Raw genomic sequence first — 21,194 nt, 5'->3', positions numbered from 1 at the left:
GTCCTTGTCGAGAGTGTCGTTCAGTGTGCGGCTGTTCGTTCGGCGAGCCGGTCCAGCACCCGCAACGAGGTCACCACGGCTTCCCGCTCCGGTGCCGACAGGTCGGCGAGGAGTTCGGCGAGCATCCGGGCGCGGGTGGTGCGGCGGTCGCGGACCAGTTCTCGGCCGGCCTCGGTGATCTCGACGACGACCACCCGGCCGTCGGCGGGGTCGCCACCGCGTACGGCCAGCCCGTCGCGTTGCAGTCGGGAGACGAGTTGGGTCATGCCGGGCTGGGTGACGCCCTCCGCCACGGCCAGGTCGGAGAGGCGGTGCGCGCCGAACTCGTCCAGCCGGTAGAGGGTGGAGGCGGCGGTGAGGCTGAGCCCGTCCGGCGTGGTGAGCCGCCGCAGCAGCCGTAACACCCGGTCGAAGCTGGTCACCGTACGGAGCAGGTCGGGGTCGCTGTCGGAAGATCCGTTCGCCACGGCTCAGTTATATATCAGCTACTTATAGAAGTTCCTTATGATTCACCGCACAACAGTCACGACGATGATCGGGAAGGCTCCCGCATCCCATCGACGGAACGGCTCCGACCTGCGGATTTCCGGGTCCGGCAGCCATCGACGAATTATGAAAAGCTATCGTTTTAATACGTGAAGGCGTGGATTCCTCATAAGTCAGGCATACCGCTGCTCGGCGAGCTGCCGCCCAGCGTCACCGTCGAGGTCGCGGACGACCCGTCCCGACTGCCGTCGGACCCGACCGGGGTCGAGTTCTGGCTGCCGACGTTCATCGGCCAGCCCCCCATGGTCGAGCTCCTTCCCCGCCTGCGCGACCTGCGGGTGATCCAGCTACCCAGTGCGGGAGCGGACGCGTTCATCAGGATCCTGCCCCCGGGCGTCACCCTCTGCGACGCGCGCAGCGTGCACGACTCGTCGACGGCCGAGTGGGTGGTCGGCGCGATCCTGGCCCAGCTGCGCCGGTTCCCCGCCCTCGTCCGCGCCCAGCAGCGGCACGAGTGGGCGCACCAGGAGGTCGCACCGACCGACGAGCTGTACGGCAAGCGCGTACTGATCGTCGGCGCCGGCTCGATCGGCACCGCGGTCGCCGCCCGACTCGCCCCGTTCGGGGTGACCCTGACCCTGGCCGCCCGGACCGCCCGCCCCGAGGAGAACGTCCACGCGGTCACCGAGCTGCCACGACTGCTACCCGAGGCCGACATCGTGGTCCTGCTGGTGCCGCTCACCGACCAGACCAGGGGCCTGATCGACGCCCGTTTCCTGGCCGCGATGCCGGACGGCGCCCTGCTCGTCAACGCCTCCCGAGGCCCGGTCGCCGACCCGGCCGCGCTCTACGCCGAACTCGCCACCGGTCGGATCGCGGCGGCCCTGGACGTCACCGAACCGGAGCCGCTCCCCGCCGACGACCCGCTCTGGGGGCTGCCGAACGTACTGATCACGCCGCACGTCGGCGCGATGGTGCACGGCCTGATGGCCCGCGCCTACCGGCTGGCCGGGGACCAACTGCGCCGGTACGTCGCCGGCGAGCCGCTGCTCAACCAGGTCGTCAACGGCTACTGACGCAGGTCGTCAACGGCTACTGACGCGACGCGCGGGAGCCCTCCAGCACCGACATCATCGACTGGTTCGCCTCCCAGCCGTCGGGGAACTTCACCGGCACGTTCAGGTGCACCGGCTCGGTGGAGGGGTGGGCGTCGAGCAGCTCGGCGATGCCGGCGCGGGCCACCACCACGCAGGCGTGCCGGTGCCGGGAGGTGAGCACGCAGAGCCGCCCCGACTCCAGGTGGAACGCGGTCGCGTCACGCCGCCCGGAGAGCGGGTGCAGCACCACGGTCAGGTCGTACTCCCGACCCTGGAGCCGGTTCGCGGTGTCCACCGTGATCCCCTCGCCCGCCGGGCCGAGCAACGACCGGATCACCGCGACCTGGTCCCGGTGGGCGGCACCGATCGCGATCCGGGACGCGTCGACCGGCGCCGGATCGGGGGAACGTTCCGAAACCGCCACCGCACCGCGTTCGAGCACCCGCCGGGCCAGCGCGGCACAGGCCGCCGCCGCCTCGGTGTCCGTACGCGGGGTGTGCCGGGCGGGTAGCTCGTAGAGCGCCCAACCACTGGTGGCGGCCAGCTCCAGCGCCGCGTCGACCGGGTCACCCGGTCCGGGCACGGTCAACGCGAGCGTCCGGTCCCCGGCCGACGTGCCGGCCCGGAAACCGGTGAACGGGTAGAACGCCTGCGCCACCACCGGTGCCGCCGAGGCCGGCAACCGCCAGGAGACCGGCAGCCGGTGCACCGGCAGCTCCGGGTTGTGCCGAAGCAGCACCGCGACCGCGCTCTGCATCGGATCCCAGGTCAGGCCCGTCCAGCGGACCGTGTCCACGGTCGAGAACGGGTCGAGCTGACCGGGGTCGCCGACAAAGAGCGCCCGCTCGAACCGGGCGGCGACCCGGAGCAGGGCGTCGGAGCGCATCTGGTACGCCTCGTCGACGATCGCCCAGGGCCAGGAACCCTCGGAGACCATCGCCCACTTGGCCGCCGTACCGATGGTCACAGCCGGACCGCCCAGCTCCGCGACCTTGGCCGCGACCCGGACGCCGTCGTGCCGCGAGACCCGCTCCGACGGTACGTAGTCGGTGGCCGAGAGCCGCCCGATCCGCAGTTCGGGCGCGGCCACCGCCAGCCGGTCGATGAGGTCGTCGACCTGCTCGTTGGTCTGGGCGATCACGATCAGCGGCACACCGGCCGAGGAAAGCTCCACGGCGGCCCGCACCACCAGGGTCGACTTCCCGGCGCCCGGCGGCGAGTCGACCACCACACCTCGGTGCGCCCCGTCGCGCAGGTCCGCGAGGACCGCGTCGACGACCCGCCCCGCCTCGACCGACGGCGGCAACGTCAAGCCCGTGACCATGCGTCGCCCCACTCTCCGACCGACGGTTCCCGGCACATTATCGGCCCCGGCGGCCCGCCGTCGTACGCGCCCGTCCGGGCGAACGAAATTACACCGAGCGTGATTGTCGGAACACGGTCAGATCCGGGCCGGTCTTGCGCAACGGCCACTACCGTCCGAGAAACCCGAGGTCAGATGGCCTCTGGCGGTCAAGCCGAGGAGCTGGCCCATGTGGACCGTACGTCATCATGCCCGCCGTCTTGTCCTCACCGTCGCCCTTGTCGTCGCCACCGGTTCGGGAGCCGCCCTGACGCATCCGCCCGCCGCCTCGGCAGCCGGTACGGGTCAGGCGTTCTACGGGGACGTCACCGGCGACGGGCACCCCGACCGGATCACCCTCGGCGTCGCCGTCACGGGGGGCTGCGGGGTCAACGTCTTCCCCGGTGACGGCACCGGACGGTACGGCAGCGCCACGCTGCACCCGTACCGGGTTCCGGGCGACCCGAACTCCGATTTCTGCCCCGACACCGGCACCGCGCTCGACATCGGCGGCGACGGTGTCGTCGAACTGGTCGTCGGCTGGTGCTGCGGTCCGGCGGTCGACTACGGCCTGCTGATCCTGCGGAACTTCCAGCCGGCCGGAACGCTCCCCGGCCTCTGGGAGACCGACCACATCGAGGTTGCCGAGTTCAACGGCGACGACCTGCCCGATCTCTACCTGAGCACGTACTTCGGCGGTTTCACCACGCTGCTCAACACCCCGGCCGGCACCCTGGTCCCGGGGCCGGTCACGTACGCCTGCGCCGATCCGCGCTATCTGCTGGCGGATTTCCAGGGCAACGGGCGGCAGGACGTGGTGATCAATTGCGTCGACCACCCGAACGACGGTGACGTGGTCGTGCTGCTCGACAACGGCACGCGGGTCCCGTTGCGTGACGGGGAGCCGCAGGAGAGCTACTCCCTCCAGGTGCTCGACGTCAACGCCGACGGCCGCTTGGACGTACGGACCACCTCGGAGCGCACCGGTACGACCGTCGTCCACCTCGGTCGGGGCGACGGCACCTTCGCCACCGTCCCGATCGCCAACGACGACCTGGCCCACGCCTACCGGCACACCCCGAAGGTGATCAAAGTGCGCGACAACGACCTGGCCAGCGGCGCGGCGAAGCTCACCGTCACCTCGCCGCCGAAGTACGGCTACCTGACCAATGTCGACTCCCGCTACGAGGTGCAGTACGTCCGTACCGCCAGCCACCGGCTCGCCGACACGTTCGTCTACCGACTGACCGAGGCGGGGTTGAGCGACACCGCCACGGTCACCGTGAAGATGAAGGACTGAGCGAACGTCACGGCAGCGGGGCGGGCCGCACTCGCCGACTGGCTACCGCAGCCACCGACCATCGCGCCACGAAGCGAGGTCGCGCTCAAGGCGTACGCGGTGAACAGCGCCGATCCACAACGGATGGCGGCCGTCTACCGCAGCCTCGCCGAACAGGCCGCCGCCACGCTCACCGCCTTCGAGGAGGAACTCGACTGGATGCGGGCGGAGGGCTACGACGACACCACCCACCCCAAGTTCGGCAACTACGCCGTACTCCGGTTCGGCGTCGAGTCCCAGCGGGTCATGCGGGAATGGACCTCCTGGCTCGCCAGCCGGCTGTAGGTCCGACCGACCGACCGGCCCTCGGTCCGACCGGCCGGCTGTCGGTAGTGGTGGGCCGGTACCTTCGGCCGTACTGTTCGCCGGTCGTGGTCAATAGTGTGGCTTGCCTGTGCTCCGACAGCAGAGAAGGTGGCGCCAGGTGTACGCCGTCATTGACGTGGAGACCACCGGTCTCAACCCGGCCATGCACGACCGGGTCTGTGAGATCGCCGTGGTGCATGTGGACGAGCGGGGTCGGGTCACCGACCACTGGTCGAGCCTGGTCAACCCGGAGCGGGACCTCGGTCCACAACGGATCCACGCCATCCGGGCGGCCGACGTACGACACGCCCCCACCTTCCGGCAGCTCGCCGGGGAGATCACGGAACGCCTGCGGCACCGTCTCGTGGTCGCACACAACCTCGCCTTCGACGCCCGGTTCGTCACCGCCGAGTACGCCCGGCTCGGCGCCACGGTGCCGATCCACCACGCGGACGGCCTCTGCACCATGCGGCTGGCGCCACGCTTCCTCCCACTGGCCAGCCGCAGTCTCGCCGACTGCTGCCTCGCCGCCGCGATCCCCCAGCAACAGGCGCACTCGGCCCTGGACGACGCGCTTGCGGCAGCCCGACTGCTGGCGTACTACCTCGCCTCGGCGGGACAGCCCGCACCCTGGGAGGACGCCATCCGGCTGGCACGTAAACAGGTGTGGCCCGAGTTGGCCCCGACCGCTGCGGCGACGGCGATGACGCGGGGTGCCGCAGCCGCCCGACAGGTGCACTTCCTGGCCCGGCTGGTCGACCGGCTGCCGCGCGTACCCGAACCGCCGCAGGCGGACGCGTACCTGGCCCTGCTCGACCAGGCGCTGCTCGACCGCTACCTGTCCGCGGCCGAAACGGACGCCCTGGTCGAGACCGCGAACGCGCTGAGACTCACCCGCCGCGAGGTCGTCGGCCTGCACCGGCAGTACCTGCGCGCGCTGGCCACGGAGGCGGTCGACGACGGCATCGTCACCACAGAGGAACTGGGCGACCTGCACGAGGTGGCGTCCCTGCTCGACCTGGCGTCCGGCGAGGTCGACGGGGCGATCGCCGAGGCGCTCTCCGCCGGGCCCGGGGCACCTGCGGTGGCACCCGTTCCGCAACGCTTCACACTCTCCGCCGGTGACCTCGTGGTCTTCACCGGTCAGATGGACGAGGCACGTGAGGTCTGGGAGGCCCGCGCGTTCGGCGCCGGTTACCAGGTCGGACGGTCGGTGACGAAAAAGACCGCACTGCTGGTGGCCGCCGATCCGGACAGCCTCTCCGGCAAGGCCCGGCAGGCCCGGAAGTATCGCATTCCGGTCGTCCACCCCGCCGCCTTCCTCAAGCTGGTCAACCGCACCTGAGGGTGAAAGGAAGGGCCCCTTATTAACGCTATGCGTTAATAAGGGGCCCTTCCTTTCACTCAACCGAGTAGGGAGTTGAGTTCGGTGGTGGTGGGGGCGGTGGCGGGACCCCGGCGGGTGACGGCGAACGCGGCGGCGGCGTTCGCTCGGCGTACCGCCTCGACCGGGTCGAGCCCTCGGGCGAGCGCCGCCGCGAAGGCGCCCACGTGGGCATCCCCGGCGCCGTTGGTGTCCACCACCTCCACCCGGAACGCCGGTACGACAACCGGCCCGCCGCCACCGGCCAGCACCAGTACGGCACCGTCCGGCCCGGTCCGGACCAGCACCCCGGCCCGACCGGTCCGGTTGGCGAGCGCCGTCGCGGCGACGGTCGGGTCGGCGTGGCCGGTGAGCAGTCGCGCCTCCCGCTCGTTGCAGCTCCACCAGTCGGCGCGGGCCAGGGCCGACGCCAGCACCGGGGCCGGGATCTCGGAGACCAGCGGGCCGGGGTCGACGATGACGGTGACCTCCGGGCCGAGGGTGGGGAGCCACTCGGCGAGCGCCGCACCGTTGGACGGGTACGCCAGGCTGTAACCGGAGACGTAGACGATGTCGCCGGGGCGGGTGACGATCCGGGCGAGGTCGGCCGGGGCGAGCTGCGCTTCGGCGCCGAGGCTGGTGGCGAAGGTCCGCTCCCCGGAGGGGTCGACCATCGCCACGCTGAACCCCGTGTCGATCTCGGGCGACGGGGGCTGGATCACCTCGACGCCGGCCTCGGCGAGCTGCCGTCGGGCCAGGTCGGCGAAGGGTCCGGTGCCGTGCCTGCCGGCGTACGCGACGGTCAACCCCTGGCGGGCGGCGCCGACCATCACGTTGAGCCCGCCCCCGGCGGTGATCCGGCTCTCCGAGGCGAGCACGTCACCGCCGCTCTCTGGCAGCCGGGGCAGGTACATCACCACGTCGACGACGACGTTTCCGGTGTGCACCAGCCGGGCCGGTACGTCCGGCCGGTGCACCGCCGAAGCGCCGCTGGGCGCGGTCAAGGCCGTACCGGTGACCGCCGTGCTCGGCGTGGTCACGGCCGTACCGGTGACCGCCGTGCTCGGCGTGGTCACGGCCGTACCGCCGCGGGTTCGCCGTCGGTGCGGGCGCCGGGCCGGGTGGTCGGGTCGGGGCTGGACGTCCCGCCGAGCCGGCGGGCGGTCGTCGCGCCGAAGAGCAGGTAGAGCCCGCCGGCCACGACAAACGCGACGACCCAGCCGAGTCCGTTGCTCCCCATCCAGGAGTCCGCGAGCGGACCGCTGAACCAGACGTCGGTCGCCGAGGTGGAGGCGGTGGTGAAGAGCAGGCCGACGACGATGCCGGCGACCCAGGGCAGCACCGCCGACCAGCGGAATCCGCCCCGGTACCAGTAGACGCTGGTGGCGCCGGTGTCCATCAGGCCGCGCGGGTCGTAGTGCCGGCGGAAGAGCATGTCGGCGAGGAAGACCGCGACCCAGGCGGTGATCGGTACGGCGAGCAGCGAGATGAAGGTGATGAACGGTCCGTAGAAGTCCCCGGCGATCAGCATGAAGTAGATGCCGCCGGCCAGGGTCAGCACGATGTCCAGCCCGACGGCCACCACCCGGCGGGCCCGTACGCCGAGCGTGATCATCGTCAGTCCGGCCGAGTAGACGGAGAGGTTGTTGGAGAGCAGCAGCCCACCGAAGGCGGCGAGCAGGTACGGCACCGCCATCCACGACGGCAGCATCACCTGGATCGCGGAGACCGGGTCGCTCGCCGAGGCGAGGCTGCCGTCACCGGCGGAGAGCAGCCCGCCGAGGCCGATGAGCAGGAAGAGCGGTACGCCGGCACCGACCGACGCGGCTGCCACGATCCGCCGTCCGGGTACGTGCCGGTGCTGGTAGCGGGCCATGTCCGCGCCCGCGTTCGCCCAGCCGATACCGGTGCCGGCGGCGATCACGCCGATTCCGGCGACGACCACGCTGACCGGGGCGGCCGGGGCGTGCGCCACCGCGTCCCAGTTCACCTTCGTGATCAGGAACGCGCCGACGAGGATGTTCAGCGCGCCGAAGAGGTACGTGGCCCACTGCTGGATCCAGACCAGGGTGGCGTGTCCGAGTCCGGAGACGACCAGGGTCAGCGCGACGAAGACGAGCAGGCTGATGACGGTCAGTACGGAGTTCGCGCCGACCCCGAAGATGATGCTAATCAGGGCCAGCAGCGCGTACGCGGCGGTGGTGGTGTTGACCGTCTCCCAGCCGACCCGGGAGAGCCACGAAACGACGGTCGGCCCGTGGTTGCCCCGGGGGCCGAAGACCGCCCGGGAGAGCGTCATGCTCGGTGCCCCGCCCCATTTGCCGGCGACGCTGATCAGGCCGACCAGCGCGAAGGAGCCGAAGGAGCCGAGCGCGGCGACGAGCAGCGCCTGCCAGATGTTCATGCCGCGCAGGGCGACCAGGGTCGCGCCGAGCGGTAGTCCCAGGATCGAGATGTTGGCCGCGAACCACACCCAGAAGAGTTGGCGTGGTCCGCCCGTACGTTCGTCGGCGGGTACCGGTTCGATGCCTCGGGTTTCGATGGCTCCGATCCGGTTGGCCTCGGCCGGAGCGGTTCCGGCCAGTTCGGTCGCGGACATCATTGTCCTGCCTTTCCCCTGCGGTCTCCGGCGTCAGTCCGCTGACCGGGGTCGGCGTCCTGACGGAGGGCGAGCAGGTTGATCGCCAGTTCGTGCAACGGAAGGTGGTTCACCGCGTCGATGGTGTGCAGCGCGGCGGATGGCCACGCGTCGGCGCCGTGGGCGGCACCGGCGATGGCTCCGACGATGGCGGCGATGGTGTCGCAGTCGCCGCCGAGGGAGGCGGCGAGCAGGACCGCTCGCCAGGGGTCGTCCGGGTGGACGGCGAGGACCGCGAAGGCGGCCGGGACCGATTCCTGGGTGGCGACGCTCGTGCCGACCAGGCGGTAGATCAGTTCGGCCGCCTGTTCCGGCGGCTGGCCGGCGACGAGGCGGGTGGCCCAGTCGATCCGGGCGCCGATGTCGGCGGCGGCGATCCAGTGGCCCCGGGTGGTGGCGAGTTCTGCCGCCCGTACCGCGGTCGCGGTCGCGGTGGTGAGGTCGGCGCCGTCGAGGGCGGTGCTGACGGCGGCGGCGACGGCCGCCGCGCCGGCGAGCGCGACCCCGGTGTTGTGGGTGACCCAACTCGCCTCGACGACCCGGTCCACGAGCCGGTCCAGGTTGTTCGGGGGTACGGCGATGCCGACCGGGGTGATCCGCATGGCGGCGCCGTTGGTGGTGCCGTACCGGCCGGCTTCCTCGATCGGGCGGCCGGCGGCGACGGCGGCGACGGCGGCCCGGGTGGAGGGGCCGAGCAGGTCGAGTGAGCCCCGGCGGCGCATCTCGTCCTCCCAGGAGAGCAGTTCGGCGGCGAGCCGGTGCCCGTCGATCCGGCCGCCGCCGTCGAGCAGCAGTCGGCCGAGCAGGACCGCCTGTTCGGTGTCGTCGGTGACCGAGCCGGCCGACATGCCGGGGGCGATGGGCTGGTCCGCCGGTCCGGGTTCGAAGCCGGTGAGCCGGCCGTACCGTTCCTTGATCCGCTCGCGGGGCAGGGACTGGGTGGGCATGCCGAGTGCGTCGCCGATGGCGAGTCCGGTCAGCGCGGCGACGGCCCGTGCCGCGGCAGCGGGCGTGGTCGTGGTGGTCATGCCGACTCCCCTCCGAAGCGCAGGTGCAGCCGGAACCGCTCGGGGTCGAGCAGGCTCTCGACGTGTTCGACCAGGTTTCCGGTGGAGTCGCGGCTGAGTCGGCGGGTGTGCAGCCAGAGCTTGCCGGCGGCGCAGCCGAGCAGCTCGGCGTCGTCCTCGGTGGCCTGGGTCAGCTCTACCCACTCCTCGCCCCGGTCCGGCACCAGACCGGCGTCGCGTAGGGCGGCGTAGAGCGAGCCGGTGAGGCCGCGTTCGGGCAGTTTCCGCAGCTCTCCGAGGGCGGGGACGCGGCTGCGTTCGATCGAGATGGCGGGGCCGTCGGTGAGGGACCGGAGCCGGTCGACGGCGACGTACTCGGTGGTCGGCAGGTCGAAGCGGGCGGCCAGTTCGGGTTCGTGGACCAGTTCGAGGCGGAGCACCCGTACGGTCGTCGGCACCCCCTGTTCGGCGAGGGCGCGGGCCCAGCCGAGCCGGTCGTCGAGGGTACGGCCGTCGAAGGTGACGAACGAGCCCTTTCCGGAGTGGGTGGAGATGAGCCCGCGTTTGCCGAGCTCGGTGAGGGCCTGTCGTACCGTGTTCCGGCTCACGTCGAAGCGCGCGGCGAGCGCGTGCTCGCCGGGGAGCTGGGCGCCGTTGGCGAGCCGGCCGCCCCGGATGTCCCGGGCCAGCTCGTCGGCGATCCGCTGGTGCTTGAGCCGGATAACCTGTCCAGACATGTTCAGGACAATAGCTCTGGCCTGCGGGTACGACAACCGGACAAGAAGTGGACGGAGTTCCGGGCCGCGATCGGCACCCCGCAGGAGCACTAACGGCTCCAGCGGGCGATGGCCGTCTACCGCCGCTGAGCTGGGCCGGTGGCAAGTATCACTTCGTCCGATAAAAGTTTGCGCGGCCTGCAAGTTTGTTCGTACCGTCGCCTGGTGACCATCTCCGACGACGTCGCCACCGGGCGCCGGGACCGCAAGAAGCGGCAGACCAGGGACGCCCTGGCCGCCGCCGCGCTGCGCCTGGTCGCCGAGCGCGGCCTCGACCAGGTCACCGTCGAGGAGATCAGCGAAGCCGCCGACGTCTCCGCCCGTACGTTCTTCAACTACTTCTCGTCCAAGGACGACGCGCTCCTCGGCGACCAGGCGGTCGACATCGCCCGGGTGCTGGCGGCACTGCGCGCCGCACCGCTGGAGGTGCCCGCGCTGGACGCCGTCCGGCTGGCCCTCGCGGAGATCATCGACGAGATGCAGGCCGACGCCCCCCTCTGGGTGCTCCGGATGGAGGTCATCGAGCGGAACCCGGCGCTGCTGCCACGTCTGGTCGCCAGCAGCACCGAGACCGAACAGGCCATGACCGACGCCCTCGCCACGCGGCTCGGGCTCGGACCGGAACACGGCTACCCGGCCCTGGTCACCGCCGTCACCGGCGCCGCGTTCCGGGTCGCGATGATGCGCTGGGCGCGCAGCGCCGGCAAGCTCCCCCTCGCCGACCTGGTCGACGAGGCGTTCTCCGGGATCGCCGCCGGACTGCCCGATCCCCGATCCGCCTCCTGACCCCACACGTTCCGCCCCGGTACGCACACCGGAGCGCACCAACCCTGTTCCACAGTGAGGAAGCGTCGATGACCACAACCGCCGCGCCAGCCGACAACACAGATGTCGGCCCCGACGCCGGCTCCGGGCGCATGTCCCACCGGGAAGTGCTCCAGGCACTCTCCGGCCTGATGGTCGGCATGTTCGTGTCGATCCTCGCCTCGACGGTGGTGGCGAACGCGCTGCCACGCATCATCGCCGACCTGCACGGCAGCCAGACCGTCTACACCTGGATCGTCACCAGCGAACTGCTGGCGATGACCGCCACCGTCCCGCTCTGGGGCAAGATGGCCGACCTCTACAGCAAGAAGCTGCTGATCCAGCTCTCGCTCGGTCTCTTCGTCGCCGGTTCGCTGATCGCGGGCTTCACCCCGAACGTCGAGGTGCTGCTGGTCAGCCGGATCGTGCAGGGCATCGGCGCGGGTGGCATGAGCGCGCTCGCCCTGATCGTCATGGCGGCGATGATCCCGCCCCGCGAACTGGGTCGCTACTCCGGCATCTTCGGTGCGGTCTTCGGTGTCGCCACCATCGCCGGGCCGCTGATCGGTGGCGTACTGGTCGACACCTCGTGGCTGGGCTGGCGCTGGTGCTTCCTGATCGGCGTACCGTTCACGCTGCTCTCGATCTTCCTGCTCCAGCGCACCCTGCACCTGCCGGTCGTACGCCGGAAGGTCAACATCGACTGGTTCGGCGCGCTGCTGATCATCTCGGGCGTCTCCACCCTGCTGGTCTGGTCCTCGCTGGCCGGGCACAAGTTCGCCTGGGGTTCGGGCTGGACCGCGCTGATGGTCGGCGGTGGCGTGGTGCTGCTGGCACTGGCGATCTGGGTCGAGTCGCGGGTGGCCGAACCGATCATCCCGCTCGGCATCTTCCGCAACCGCACCGTTTCGCTGGCCACCATCGCGAGCGTGCTGGTCGGTGTGGCGATGTTCGGCGGCACCGTCTTCCTGTCGCAGTACTTCCAGGTCTCGCTCGGCAAGTCGCCGACCGTGGCGGGGCTGATGAGCCTGCCGATGATCTTCGGTCTGCTGGTCTCGTCCACCATCGCCGGCCAACTCATCACCAAGTACGGCCGGTGGAAGATCTACCTGGTCGCCGGTGGCGCCATCATGACCGCCGGCATGGTCCTGCTCGGCACCATCGACGCCCGCACCAGTGTGCTCGTGCTCTCGATCTACATGGCGGTGCTCGGCATCGGCGTCGGCATGCTCATGCAGAACCTGGTCCTCGCCGCCCAGAACGACGTGCCGGCGAACGAACTCGGCGCGACCACCTCGGTGCTGACCTTCTTCCGCAGCATGGGTGGGGCGATCGGGGTCAGCGCCCTCGGCGCGGTCCTGGCCAACCGGGTCACCTCGCTGCTCAGCGAGAAACTCGGCCCGGCGCCCGACGGCGGCAGCGGCACCGCCGCCGTCCCCGACCTGAGCACCCTGCCCGAACCGGTGCTCCGGATCGTCCAGGACGTCTACGGCACCGCCACCGCCGACCTGTTCCTGGTCGGCGCACCGATCGCGCTGCTGGCCGTCATCGCCGTGGTGTTCATCAAGGAGAAGCCGCTGAGCACGCTGAGCGGCACCGAGCGCCTCGCCGCCGAGGAGAAGGCGGCGAGCAGCCCCGCGCCGACGCACTGACGCCCGTACGGCCCACCCCGGGGCCGGACAGACAGCGAGCCCGTACCTCAATGCTGAGGTGCGGGCTCGCCCTGTTCAGCCGGTCGACGTCGAGCCGGTCGGCACCGGCCCGGTCAACGTCGCGAAGCGGCGGCCCCTGCCTCGACGAGCGCCGCGGCTTCGCCGGTACGCACCATCCGGTGCCAGCGCAGCCGGGAACCGAGCAGCACCGTCACCACCGACTGGATGACCACGAGATACATCACCTGGCGGTAGACGAACTGCTGCAACGGCAAGGTCCAGAGCGGCCCGTACCGCTCCCGGTCCAGGTGCAGGGCGTAGGCGGCGGTCAGCGCCTGGAGCCCCAGCAGTCCCAGCCACGCCAGGATGAGCTGCGACCAGGGCAGGAAGATCAGACCGTAGATCGCGAAGAGGTCGACCGCGGGCGCCGTGAGGGGCAGCAGGACCTGGAAGACCGCGAGGTACGGCAGGGCCCGCCGGCCCAGCCGACCACCGGCCCCGCGCTCCACCACCGACCGGCGGTGCTTCCACATCGCCTGCATGGTCCCGTAACACCAGCGGTAGCGCTGCCGCCACAGTTGACGCAGGGACGACGGCGCCTCGGTCCAGGCGATCGCCGACTCCTCGTACGTCACCTTCCAACCGGCGCGCAGCACCGCCATGGTGAGGTCGGTGTCCTCGGCAAGTGTGTCCGCCGGTACCCCGCCGACGTCGACCAGCACCTGCCGGCGGAAGGCGCCGATCGCCCCGGGAATGGTCGGCATGCAGCGCAGCACGTCGTACATCCGGCGGTCGAGGTTGAAGCCGATGACGTACTCCAGGTGCTGCCACCGACCGAGCAGCCGGCGCCGGTTGGCGACCTTGGTGTTGCCGGAGATCGCCCCCACGCCGGGGTCGGCGAAGTCCTGGACCAGGCGGTGAATCGTGTCGGGCTGGAAGACCGTGTCGCCGTCGACGAGGACCACCAGGTCGGCGCGGGCTGCCCGGATGCCGGTGTTGAGGGCGGCGGGTTTGCCGGCGTTGGCCTGACGGATCACCCGGACCCCGGGCAGCCCCAACCGCTCGACGATGCCAGCGGTGTCGTCGCTGGACCCGTCGTCGACCACGATCACCTCGAGCGCCGGATAGTCGCTGGTCACCAGCGAACGTACGGTGGCGGCGATGTTCGCGGCCTCGTTGTAGGCCGGCACGATCACCGAGACGGGCGCCTGGACCGGTACCGGGTTCCGACGTCGCCGGCGTACCCGTCCCAGGTGGACGCGGGTCGCCACCACCTGCACGAACAGTCGGCCGATGCCGAGGATCAGAGCCGCCGCGAGCAGCCAGTTCATCGCGTCGGCCGTCAGGTCGGCGCCGAGCTGGACGTAGCGCAGTGCCTTGCCCCGCAGCTGTGCCACGGCCGGCGCGGCGACGTCCGAGCGGGGCACGCCGAGGCCCTCGGAGACGGTGGTGAACCGGTAGCCCTTGGCGGTCAGTTCGCCGAGCAGCCGGTCCAGGGCGGCCAGGGTCTGCGAGCGGTCGCCTCCGCCGTCGTGCATCAACACCACCGCACCCGCACCGGCCCGCTCCCGACTGGCGGCGGCCACGATGGCGTCGACCCCCGGCCGTTGCCAGTCCCCGCTGTCGACGTCGGTGAGCACGACGACGTGCCCGGTCCGGGCCCCGTCGCGCAGCACGCCGACGTCGTTCCCGGTCAGGCTCTGCGGACTGGCCGAGTACGGCGGTCGCATCAGTGTGACCTGCCGGCCGGTGGCCCCGGCGACCGCACTACGGGTGAGGCTGAATTCGATCTCCCGCCGCCAACCGGGCAGGGCACTGAGATCCGGGTGGGTGAACGTGTGGGAGCCGAGTTCGTCGCCCTCGGCGAGTATTCGCCGGACGAGTTCCGGATGCTCGTTCACCCGTGCTCCGACCACGAAGAAGGTGGCGTGCGCGTCGTGCCGGCGGAGCACCTCGAGGATTCGGGGCGTCCAGACCGGGTCGGGGCCGTCGTCGAAGGTGAGGGCGATCGTACGGGCGGGCATCGTACGGCTGACCACCGCGCCGCCGTCGAGGCGGATCACCGGTCCCGCGCCGGTGAACTCGTCGCCGGCCGGGGTGGGATCGGCCCCGTTGGCCGGATGCCCGGTCCCGCCACCGACTCCGGTGGTGTACGCGTGCAGGGACAGCACCACGAGCAGTACGAGCAGGCTCAGCACCAGCAGATACCAGTGTGCGCGGGCGTCCTTCACCGCGATGTGCTTCGGCATCGGATCAGCTCGGCTTGCCGGGCGACTTGTCGGGCCTACCGCTCGGGGTGTTGCGGTGCAGGCCACCCTGGCCCGGCTGCGTCGTGACGCCGCTGCTCGGGAGCGGGCTGACCGACGACGGTGCGGGCCGTGGTGGGGCCGGCACGGACGACCTGGTGGCGACGTGAGTCGGTGCCGTCACCGAGACCTGGTCGTTCCGGCCGGCTGATCCCGGGGACGGGCTCATCTCCTCGATCCGTGTCTCGGGTCTCGGTCCGGAGCCGCTGTCGCCACCGGGCCAACCCGGGATCACTGCCGATGTGCCGCCGAACAGCCCGAGCCCGATCAGGGCGAGGCTGGCCAGCAGTGCGGCGGCGACGCCGGAGCCGATGGTGACGGTCAGGCGACGGCGACGACCGGTCTGGTCGAGGAACACCGGCTGGACCGTCTGCGGTCCGTTCCCGGCGACCTGCTCGTCCTGCTCCCGCTGGGACACATGCATGGGTTTGTTCTCAGCTCGATTGATGGGGTGGGAGTTTCCGGTGCTCAGGACCGGTTGTTCGGCTGGGGCGTCGGTCGACCCGGCTGATGTCCGGGTGTCGACGTGAGCGGCCCTCCGCCTGGTTTGTCCGGCTTGCCAGGCAGATCCGTCGGCTTGCCGGGCGGGTAGGACGGTTTGCCGGTCGGATGAGCAGACCTGCCCTCCGCAGGTTGGGACCGGTCGGCCCCGGGCGGGCCCCCGTCGGCGTCGCCGCCGAGCAGGCCGGCACAGTAGCCGGCCACTTCGTTGCGCCCCCCGGCGACGGCGACCAGGGCACGGAACTGCGGGTCGTCCAGCATGTCGCTCTCCCCCTCACTGGTTCGGGCCTGGTAGGACCGGCACCAGTCACGCGGGGCGGTGGAAGCCGGACCGGCGCCCCCGGGGCCGTTGGACTCCGACGGTCGCGGCGTGACGTGTGGGCGTGCCGGTGCACCGCCCCACCTCGCTCCGCCGAGTGCGTCGGGTATCGCGCCGGTCGTGGCGGCGAGCGCCACACCACCGGTTGCCGCGACGGCGAGGGCCGAGGCGAGGGCAACCTTCACGGTGACGTACCTGGCCACCGACGCCGGAACCGACCGGCGTGCTGCCGGCGGGCGGAGCTGGCCCGCGTGGTGTGCCCGGAACGCACTGATCGCGGCTTCCTCGCCGGCCAACTCGTCCGGGTGCGCGGAGCCGGAGACCGCGGCAAGCAACCGGGCAAGGTCATCCTGAGGGCCGGTGCCGGCACCACCGGGCCAGCCCTCACCGCCGTCACGAACGGATCTCCCGCGTACGAATCTGCTCATCTCATGTCCTTCAGCGTCAACCGCCGCGCCACCGTCACTGCCGTCCTCGCCCGCTCCGCCCCGTCATCGACGGGAATCGACGCTGGCTGCGGGAAGTGCTCGGCGAGACGTCGCAAACCCCGGTGGGCGGCGGTACGCACGGCACCGCTGCGCTTACCCAGCACCTTGGCCGTCGCCGCCACGTCCAGCCCGAGCACCACCCGGAGCACCACCACCTCGGCCTGGTCCGGCGGCAGCGTGGCGATGAGTTCGATCGCGGCGCGGGTGGCCATCGCCTCGATGGTCAGACCGGCGGTGTCGGCGCCATCGGCCAGCTCACCCAGCTCCTCCACCGGCACGGGAACGCTCGGCCGTCGACGCACGTACCGGACATGGTCGAGCGCGCGGTGCCGGGCGATGGTCGCCGCCCAGCCCCGGAACCTGTCGTAGTCACCCTGGAATGAGTGCAGGTCGCGGACGATCTGTAGCCAGGTCTCCGAGGCCACGTCCTCGGCGGAGTCACCGACCAGCACGCGCAGATATCGCAGTAGTAGGGGCTGGACCAGCCGGTAGAGCGTCCGGAACGCCTCGTCGTCACCGTCCCGGGCGGCGGCGACGGCGTACGACAGGTCGTCGCCGCCAACGGTCGCGTCGGGGCCCGCTCGACGGATCATCGGGCCCGTCGCCGGGCGTACGCCTGCGCCATCTGCACCTCCCTGAGGCGGCGGAGCTACTCCGCCACAGGAGTCAGCGTCGCCGGCCCCCGATTCGTCACACCGTCCCGGAACGACGTGTCCGCCAGGTCGGTCTGGCCGGAGATACGGCGCGGGTCGCAGGCATACCCCGGACGTCGTCAGCGCCCACCGTAGGTCGCGCAAAGTTGCCTGGTCAAAACAGACAGACAGGCGATGAATAGCACAAAAAGCCGCCGGGGCGGCCTGCTTCGGGAGCCGGAGTTCGAGCGGTGGGCCGCGTCCGAGGAGGAACGGACGCGGCCCAGCGCGCCACCGTCAGGCGTTCGGCAGCGGCTCGATGTTCTGGTTCACCCGGAACAGGTTCTCCGGGTCGTAGCTGGCCTTGACCGCCCGCAGCCGCTCGTAGGTGGCGGTGCTGTAGGCGCTACGGACACCCTCGGCGGTGGCGTCGGTGGCGGTGAGGAAGTTGACGAAACGACGTCCGCTGTCCCACGGGGCCAGGCCCTGGAGCAGCTTCGCGGCGTACGTGTCGACCGCGTCCGCCTGGTCGGGGCCGGCGATGGCCACCGTGTAGAACAGGAACGGAAGCTGGTGGTGGTCGATCGCGCTCGGGGACCCGCCGGGACGCGCCAGGGCACCGCCGAGGTGCCGGATCTCGACCAGCACCAGTGGGCAGTCGGCGCCCGGTCCGGCCAGCTCGACGACGGCGTCGACCGCCTCCGCCGGGAAGTCCCGCAGCACCGCGGACCGGTCGTAGAGGGGGATCGGCGCGGGCGGGTCGGCGTGGATCGAACCGACCGCCGCGTACGGCATCTCGGCGACCGTGTCGATGATCGCCGGGGCGACCGCGCGCAGCGGCGCGACCAACGGCTCCGCGTCTGCGGCAGGGCCCGCGTACGCGATGCGGACGTGCACGGTCAACTGTCCCCGCAGCGGCTCGGGAACCTCGGGCAGGGGCGGCAGCCGGAGCAACGCGACCGAGGAGGTCATCTCGTCCGGGACCGTCGCGACCCACTCCCGCCAGGCGTTCAGCACCTGCGGGGCGTACTCGCCGGGGAAGAAGAGGCCACCGCCGTAGAAGTGCGGCAGCGGTACGAGGTCGAACTCGAGGGCGGTGACGACGCCGAAGTTCCCCTTGCCGCCGCGCAGTGCCCAGAACAGGTCCGGCTCGCTCGACGCGGTCACCTGGCGCAGTTCGCCGTCGGCGGTGACCAGGTCGATGGCGCGGACCCGGTCGGAGGCGTACCCGTAGGCGCGGCCCAACGGGCCGAGCCCGCCACCGAGCGTGTAGCCGACCACCCCGACGGTCGGGGAGGCACCGTTGAGCGGTGCCAGGCCGAACGGCGTGGCCGCCGCGACAACCTGGTCCCAGCGGGTGCCGGCCTCGACCCGGGCGACCCGGTTCGCCTCGTCGATGGTGACGGCGTCCATCCGCCGGGTGGCGATCAGCACCGCCCCGTCCGAGGACATCGGGGTGCCGTGGCCGGTGGCCAGGACGGCGACCGGCAGCCGCCGCCGCGCCGCGAACCGTACCGCCGCCTGCACGTCCGCGGCGGTGACCGCCCCCACCACCACGGCCGGGTGGTGCGGGTGGGCGAGGTTGTAGGCGGCGCACTCCTCCTCGTAGCCGGCGTCGCCGGGGAGGAAGACGGTTCCGGTGACCTCAGCACCGAGTTCGTCCGCCTCGTGGCGCTGAATCTGGACCCCGTCAGGCCGGGAAGATGGCGTGGGCATACGCGCTCCAAGGTCGATCGTTTTCGCGTCGCGTGTCGGAATCCGGCGACCGGGCGATCGCACCATCTCGTGATCTACGACTGATGGACGACGCGTGGACACGGCCGGCGGGCCCGGTGACTGGAACGCCCCCCACCAGGCAGGTCACGCGACGGCTCGCAGCGCCGCCGGGTCGGCGCGGAGTGCCTGCGCGAGCGTCGCCAGTTCCCGGTGCAGTGTCCGCGCCACGGTCGGATTCGCCTTGCCCTGGTCGATCGCGGCGAGCAGGTGCCGACGGTGCTCCGACAGCCACCTCGCGGCGGCCTCCCGGTCACAAAAGGTGAGGCCGGCGCCGTCGAGGACCCGAATCCCGGACCCCGCCGGACCGACCGTTTGCAGGGCGTTGCAGGCGGTGGCGAGCAGGAAGCCGACATACCTGGCGACTGCCGCGTCACAGGCGGCGACGCCGTCCTGGTAAAACGCCTGCTGCCGGGCCCAGGGCCGGATCAGGCCGAGGTAGTGGTAGCGGCGTGCGCCGTCCGGCTCGATCAGGTGCAGATCGGCGAGGGACTCGAGGACCGTCACCGCGATGTCCGGCTCGACGTCGAGGATCGCCGCCGCCGACATGATCGACACGTCCGGGGCATCGGCCAGGGCGAGCAGCCGGAAGGCGCGGGCCAGCGTGTCGTCCAGCCGCCGGTACGCCCGGTCGAGCGGGGCGGCGGCGATCCGGCAGTCCTCGAACATCGGCTGACCCAAATCACCGTTGAGGTACTTGTCCACGTACAGGTAGTGCTCGATCACGGCCAGGCTGCCCCGGGGTCTGCTCGCGAGTCGGGCGGCGGCCATCCGCACCGGGAGCGGCAGGTACGAGAACTTCCCCGTCAGCCGGATCACCATGTCGAGGTCGTCGCTCACCCGGTCGCGGCCGGCGACCCGCTCGAAGAGGGCCAACGCCTCGTCCGGCTCCAGTACGTCCAGCCGCAGCCAGTGTGAGACGGGCAGGTCGACAAGTCGACGCTGACTGGTGATGACCATGGCGCACCCGGGCGACATCGCCAGCAGCTCACGAACCTGGGCGCTGTGCCGGACGTCGTCCAGGACGACGAGCACCCGCCGGCCGCGAAGCGTGCTCCGCCAGAGGGCCGCCCGCTGACCGACGCTCTCCGGCAGTTCGCGGAGCGGGACGCCGAACGCCTGGAGCAGGAATTCCAGCACCAGACCCGGACCGACCGGCTGGCCGCCCTCGTCGGTGAGGTCGACGAAGACCTGCCCGTCGGGGAAGGAGTTTCGCACCGCGTGCGCCAGATGGACGGCGAAGGAAGTCTTGCCCACCCCGGCCAGCCCGTCGACGCCGAGCACCGTGGTCGCGTCGGGGCAGGTCAACCGATGGACCGCGCGGGCGAGGAGGTCGGCGCGTCCGGTGAAGTCCGGCAGGTCCGGCGGAAGCTGGGACGGCGCCGAGAGCGACTGGTCCGACGGCGGCCGGACGGCCGACTCGGCGTCCAGCTCCCGGTCCGCCGCGAGAATCCGCTGGTAGAGGTCCCGCAGTGCCGGTCCCGGGTCGATGCCCAACTCTTCGGCGAGGAGACGCCGGCCGTCCTGGTAGACGTCGATCGCCTCGGCCTGCTGACCCGACCGGTACAGCGCCAGCATGAGCAGTTCGCGCAGCCGCTCGCGAAGGGGGTGCTCCGCGACCAGCTCGGTCAACTCGAGGGCCACCTGTTCGTGGCAGCCGAGCTGGAGGTCGAGGTCGAACCGACCCTCGATCGCGGCCAGTTGCAGCGACCGGAGGCCGGTGCGGCGCCCGTCGGCGAACGACCCCTTGATGCCCACCAGTGGCGTGCCCTGCCACAGGTCGAGGGCGTCGCGCAGCTCGGTCGCCGCCCGCGCCAGGTCGCCCGCGCGTCGGGCCTCCCGGGCCTGTGCGAGCCGGTGGCGGAACATGCCGAGGTCGAGGACCTCGGGCGGAACGCGTACGACATAACCACCGGCGACCGATTCGATGACCAGGGGGGACCCGTCCCCGCCCAGCACCTTCCGGAGGCGGTAGACGTAGGTCCGTACGGTCCCGACTGCCGTACGCGGCGGGTCGTCTCCCCATACGCCGTCGACAAGTGTCTCGGGTGAGACCTGCACGCCATCGCTGAGCAGCAGGATCGCCAGGACCGCCCGCTGCTGCGGCGATCCGAGGTCGATTTCCCGTCCATCCCGCCAGGCCCGTACCGGACCCAGCACCGCGAGCCGAAGTCCTCGCTCAGCAGCCACGCTCGTGCCCCCTCCACCGCCTGTCGGGCAGCTCGCCGAAAACTGCCACGCCCGCCCGCCCTGCCGGCCCGGCTGCTTCGCCGGTCGCGGTGACCGCTTCCCCCCGAAGCCGAACAAATTGACCCTCGGAAGAGTAGATCCGGAGTCGGTACGGACCCGGCGAGTCAGGCACCGG

At 71.4% G+C, this 21,194-nt stretch carries 18 protein-coding genes; 6 read left to right on the top strand and 12 right to left on the bottom strand.

Features of this window, described 5'->3' with window-relative positions; translation table 11 throughout:
• Nucleotides 1-20 precede the first annotated feature (20 nt).
• Entirely contained in the window at nucleotides 21-467 is a 447-nt protein-coding gene (locus BDK92_RS23915; RefSeq protein WP_121158716.1) for a MarR family winged helix-turn-helix transcriptional regulator, read from the bottom strand.
• A gap of 168 nt (nucleotides 468-635) precedes the next feature.
• On the opposite strand from BDK92_RS23915, the gene BDK92_RS23910 reads away from it, so the two are divergent.
• Nucleotides 636-1,562, top strand: coding sequence for a 2-hydroxyacid dehydrogenase (locus BDK92_RS23910; protein ID WP_121158715.1), 927 nt, complete (start codon nucleotides 636-638; stop codon nucleotides 1,560-1,562).
• Nucleotides 1,563-1,578: 16 nt separating this feature from the next.
• Here the strand turns inward: BDK92_RS23910 and BDK92_RS23905 are convergent, their stop codons facing one another.
• Nucleotides 1,579-2,907, bottom strand: a complete 1,329-nt coding sequence (locus BDK92_RS23905) for an AAA family ATPase (protein WP_121158714.1) — start codon at nucleotides 2,905-2,907, stop codon at nucleotides 1,579-1,581.
• Between the two features lie 208 nt (nucleotides 2,908-3,115).
• On the opposite strand from BDK92_RS23905, the gene BDK92_RS23900 reads away from it, so the two are divergent.
• From BDK92_RS23900 to BDK92_RS23890, 3 genes are all read left to right on the top strand, one after another.
• Nucleotides 3,116-4,225, top strand: a complete 1,110-nt coding sequence (locus tag BDK92_RS23900) for a hypothetical protein (RefSeq protein WP_121158713.1) — start codon at nucleotides 3,116-3,118, stop codon at nucleotides 4,223-4,225.
• A gap of 60 nt (nucleotides 4,226-4,285) precedes the next feature.
• Nucleotides 4,286-4,549 (top strand): virulence activator alpha C-terminal domain-containing protein, encoded by a 264-nt coding sequence (locus BDK92_RS23895; RefSeq protein ID WP_121158712.1) that lies wholly within the window; start codon nucleotides 4,286-4,288, stop codon nucleotides 4,547-4,549.
• Between the two features lie 139 nt (nucleotides 4,550-4,688).
• Nucleotides 4,689-5,915 carry an exonuclease domain-containing protein gene (locus tag BDK92_RS23890; RefSeq protein WP_121158711.1) on the top strand — a complete coding sequence of 409 codons (1,227 nt, stop codon included), beginning with the start codon at nucleotides 4,689-4,691 and terminating at the stop codon, nucleotides 5,913-5,915.
• Between the two features lie 59 nt (nucleotides 5,916-5,974).
• Here BDK92_RS23890 and BDK92_RS23885 read toward each other — a convergent pair whose 3' ends face one another.
• From BDK92_RS23885 to BDK92_RS23870, 4 genes are read right to left on the bottom strand one after another with little or no spacing between them, the layout of a single operon-like run.
• Complete coding sequence (locus BDK92_RS23885; protein ID WP_246017214.1) at nucleotides 5,975-7,009, bottom strand: PfkB family carbohydrate kinase; 1,035 nt, start codon at nucleotides 7,007-7,009, stop codon at nucleotides 5,975-5,977.
• Nucleotides 7,006-8,532, bottom strand: coding sequence for a purine-cytosine permease family protein (locus tag BDK92_RS23880; RefSeq protein ID WP_121158710.1), 1,527 nt, complete (start codon nucleotides 8,530-8,532; stop codon nucleotides 7,006-7,008). Before BDK92_RS23880 ends, BDK92_RS23885 begins: the two co-directional genes overlap by 4 nt.
• Nucleotides 8,532-9,599 (bottom strand): ADP-ribosylglycohydrolase family protein, encoded by a 1,068-nt coding sequence (locus BDK92_RS23875; RefSeq protein ID WP_121158709.1) that lies wholly within the window; start codon nucleotides 9,597-9,599, stop codon nucleotides 8,532-8,534. The genes BDK92_RS23880 and BDK92_RS23875 overlap by 1 nt, the downstream gene beginning before the upstream one ends.
• On the bottom strand, nucleotides 9,596-10,315 hold the full coding sequence (locus BDK92_RS23870; RefSeq protein ID WP_121158708.1) for a GntR family transcriptional regulator: 720 nt from the start codon (nucleotides 10,313-10,315) through the stop codon (nucleotides 9,596-9,598). Before BDK92_RS23870 ends, BDK92_RS23875 begins: the two co-directional genes overlap by 4 nt.
• Before the next feature lie 204 nt (nucleotides 10,316-10,519).
• Here BDK92_RS23870 and BDK92_RS23865 point away from each other — a divergent pair, with 204 nt between their 5' ends.
• Both BDK92_RS23865 and BDK92_RS23860 read left to right on the top strand, forming a co-directional pair.
• Nucleotides 10,520-11,140 carry a TetR/AcrR family transcriptional regulator gene (locus tag BDK92_RS23865; protein WP_121158707.1) on the top strand — a complete coding sequence of 207 codons (621 nt, stop codon included), beginning with the start codon at nucleotides 10,520-10,522 and terminating at the stop codon, nucleotides 11,138-11,140.
• Nucleotides 11,141-11,208: 68 nt separating this feature from the next.
• Nucleotides 11,209-12,810: an MDR family MFS transporter gene (locus tag BDK92_RS23860; protein WP_121158706.1), complete on the top strand. Its 1,602-nt coding sequence runs from the start codon at nucleotides 11,209-11,211 to the stop codon at nucleotides 12,808-12,810.
• A 113-nt stretch (nucleotides 12,811-12,923) separates the two neighbouring features.
• Here BDK92_RS23860 and BDK92_RS23855 read toward each other — a convergent pair whose 3' ends face one another.
• The 6 genes from BDK92_RS23855 to BDK92_RS23830 all read right to left on the bottom strand — a co-directional run bounded on the left by BDK92_RS23855 (nucleotide 12,924) and on the right by BDK92_RS23830 (nucleotide 21,019).
• Nucleotides 12,924-15,059: a bifunctional polysaccharide deacetylase/glycosyltransferase family 2 protein gene (locus BDK92_RS23855; RefSeq protein ID WP_121158705.1), complete on the bottom strand. Its 2,136-nt coding sequence runs from the start codon at nucleotides 15,057-15,059 to the stop codon at nucleotides 12,924-12,926.
• A gap of 4 nt (nucleotides 15,060-15,063) precedes the next feature.
• Nucleotides 15,064-15,540, bottom strand: coding sequence for a hypothetical protein (locus BDK92_RS23850; protein WP_147457100.1), 477 nt, complete (start codon nucleotides 15,538-15,540; stop codon nucleotides 15,064-15,066).
• A gap of 44 nt (nucleotides 15,541-15,584) precedes the next feature.
• Nucleotides 15,585-16,364: a hypothetical protein gene (locus BDK92_RS23845; protein WP_147457099.1), complete on the bottom strand. Its 780-nt coding sequence runs from the start codon at nucleotides 16,362-16,364 to the stop codon at nucleotides 15,585-15,587.
• The gene (locus BDK92_RS23840; protein ID WP_121158702.1) at nucleotides 16,361-17,017 is read right to left on the bottom strand and encodes an RNA polymerase sigma factor; all 657 of its coding nucleotides are present in this window, start codon (nucleotides 17,015-17,017) and stop codon (nucleotides 16,361-16,363) included. Before BDK92_RS23840 ends, BDK92_RS23845 begins: the two co-directional genes overlap by 4 nt.
• Before the next feature lie 336 nt (nucleotides 17,018-17,353).
• Nucleotides 17,354-18,772, bottom strand: a complete 1,419-nt coding sequence (locus BDK92_RS23835; protein WP_121158701.1) for an FAD-binding oxidoreductase — start codon at nucleotides 18,770-18,772, stop codon at nucleotides 17,354-17,356.
• Nucleotides 18,773-18,916: 144 nt separating this feature from the next.
• A complete protein-coding gene (locus tag BDK92_RS23830; RefSeq protein ID WP_147457098.1) occupies nucleotides 18,917-21,019 on the bottom strand; it encodes an AfsR/SARP family transcriptional regulator in 2,103 nt (700 codons plus the stop codon).
• Between the last annotated feature and the right edge of the window lie 175 nt (nucleotides 21,020-21,194).

This window comes from Micromonospora pisi, from assembly GCF_003633685.1.
Classification (GTDB): Bacteria; Actinomycetota; Actinomycetes; order Mycobacteriales; family Micromonosporaceae; genus Micromonospora_G; species Micromonospora_G pisi.
This window is presented reverse-complemented; position numbering and strand designations above follow the sequence as displayed.

Bases quoted from the DNA above. Each gene is read 5' to 3' on its own strand.
- BDK92_RS23905 (WP_121158714.1), bottom strand. From the start codon at position 2,907: ATGGTCACGGGCTTGACGTTGCCGCCGTCGGTCGAGGCGGGGCGGGTC.
- BDK92_RS23900 (WP_121158713.1), top strand. From the start codon at position 3,116: ATGTGGACCGTACGTCATCATGCCCGCCGTCTTGTCCTCACCGTCGCC.
- BDK92_RS23880 (WP_121158710.1), bottom strand. From the start codon at position 8,532: ATGTCCGCGACCGAACTGGCCGGAACCGCTCCGGCCGAGGCCAACCGG.
- BDK92_RS23875 (WP_121158709.1), bottom strand. From the start codon at position 9,599: ATGACCACCACGACCACGCCCGCTGCCGCGGCACGGGCCGTCGCCGCG.
- BDK92_RS23870 (WP_121158708.1), bottom strand. From the start codon at position 10,315: ATGTCTGGACAGGTTATCCGGCTCAAGCACCAGCGGATCGCCGACGAG.
- BDK92_RS23860 (WP_121158706.1), top strand. From the start codon at position 11,209: ATGACCACAACCGCCGCGCCAGCCGACAACACAGATGTCGGCCCCGAC.
- BDK92_RS23855 (WP_121158705.1), bottom strand. From the start codon at position 15,059: ATGCCGAAGCACATCGCGGTGAAGGACGCCCGCGCACACTGGTATCTG.
- BDK92_RS23850 (WP_147457100.1), bottom strand. From the start codon at position 15,540: ATGCATGTGTCCCAGCGGGAGCAGGACGAGCAGGTCGCCGGGAACGGA.
- BDK92_RS23845 (WP_147457099.1), bottom strand. From the start codon at position 16,364: ATGAGCAGATTCGTACGCGGGAGATCCGTTCGTGACGGCGGTGAGGGC.
- BDK92_RS23840 (WP_121158702.1), bottom strand. From the start codon at position 17,017: ATGATCCGTCGAGCGGGCCCCGACGCGACCGTTGGCGGCGACGACCTG.
- BDK92_RS23835 (WP_121158701.1), bottom strand. From the start codon at position 18,772: ATGCCCACGCCATCTTCCCGGCCTGACGGGGTCCAGATTCAGCGCCAC.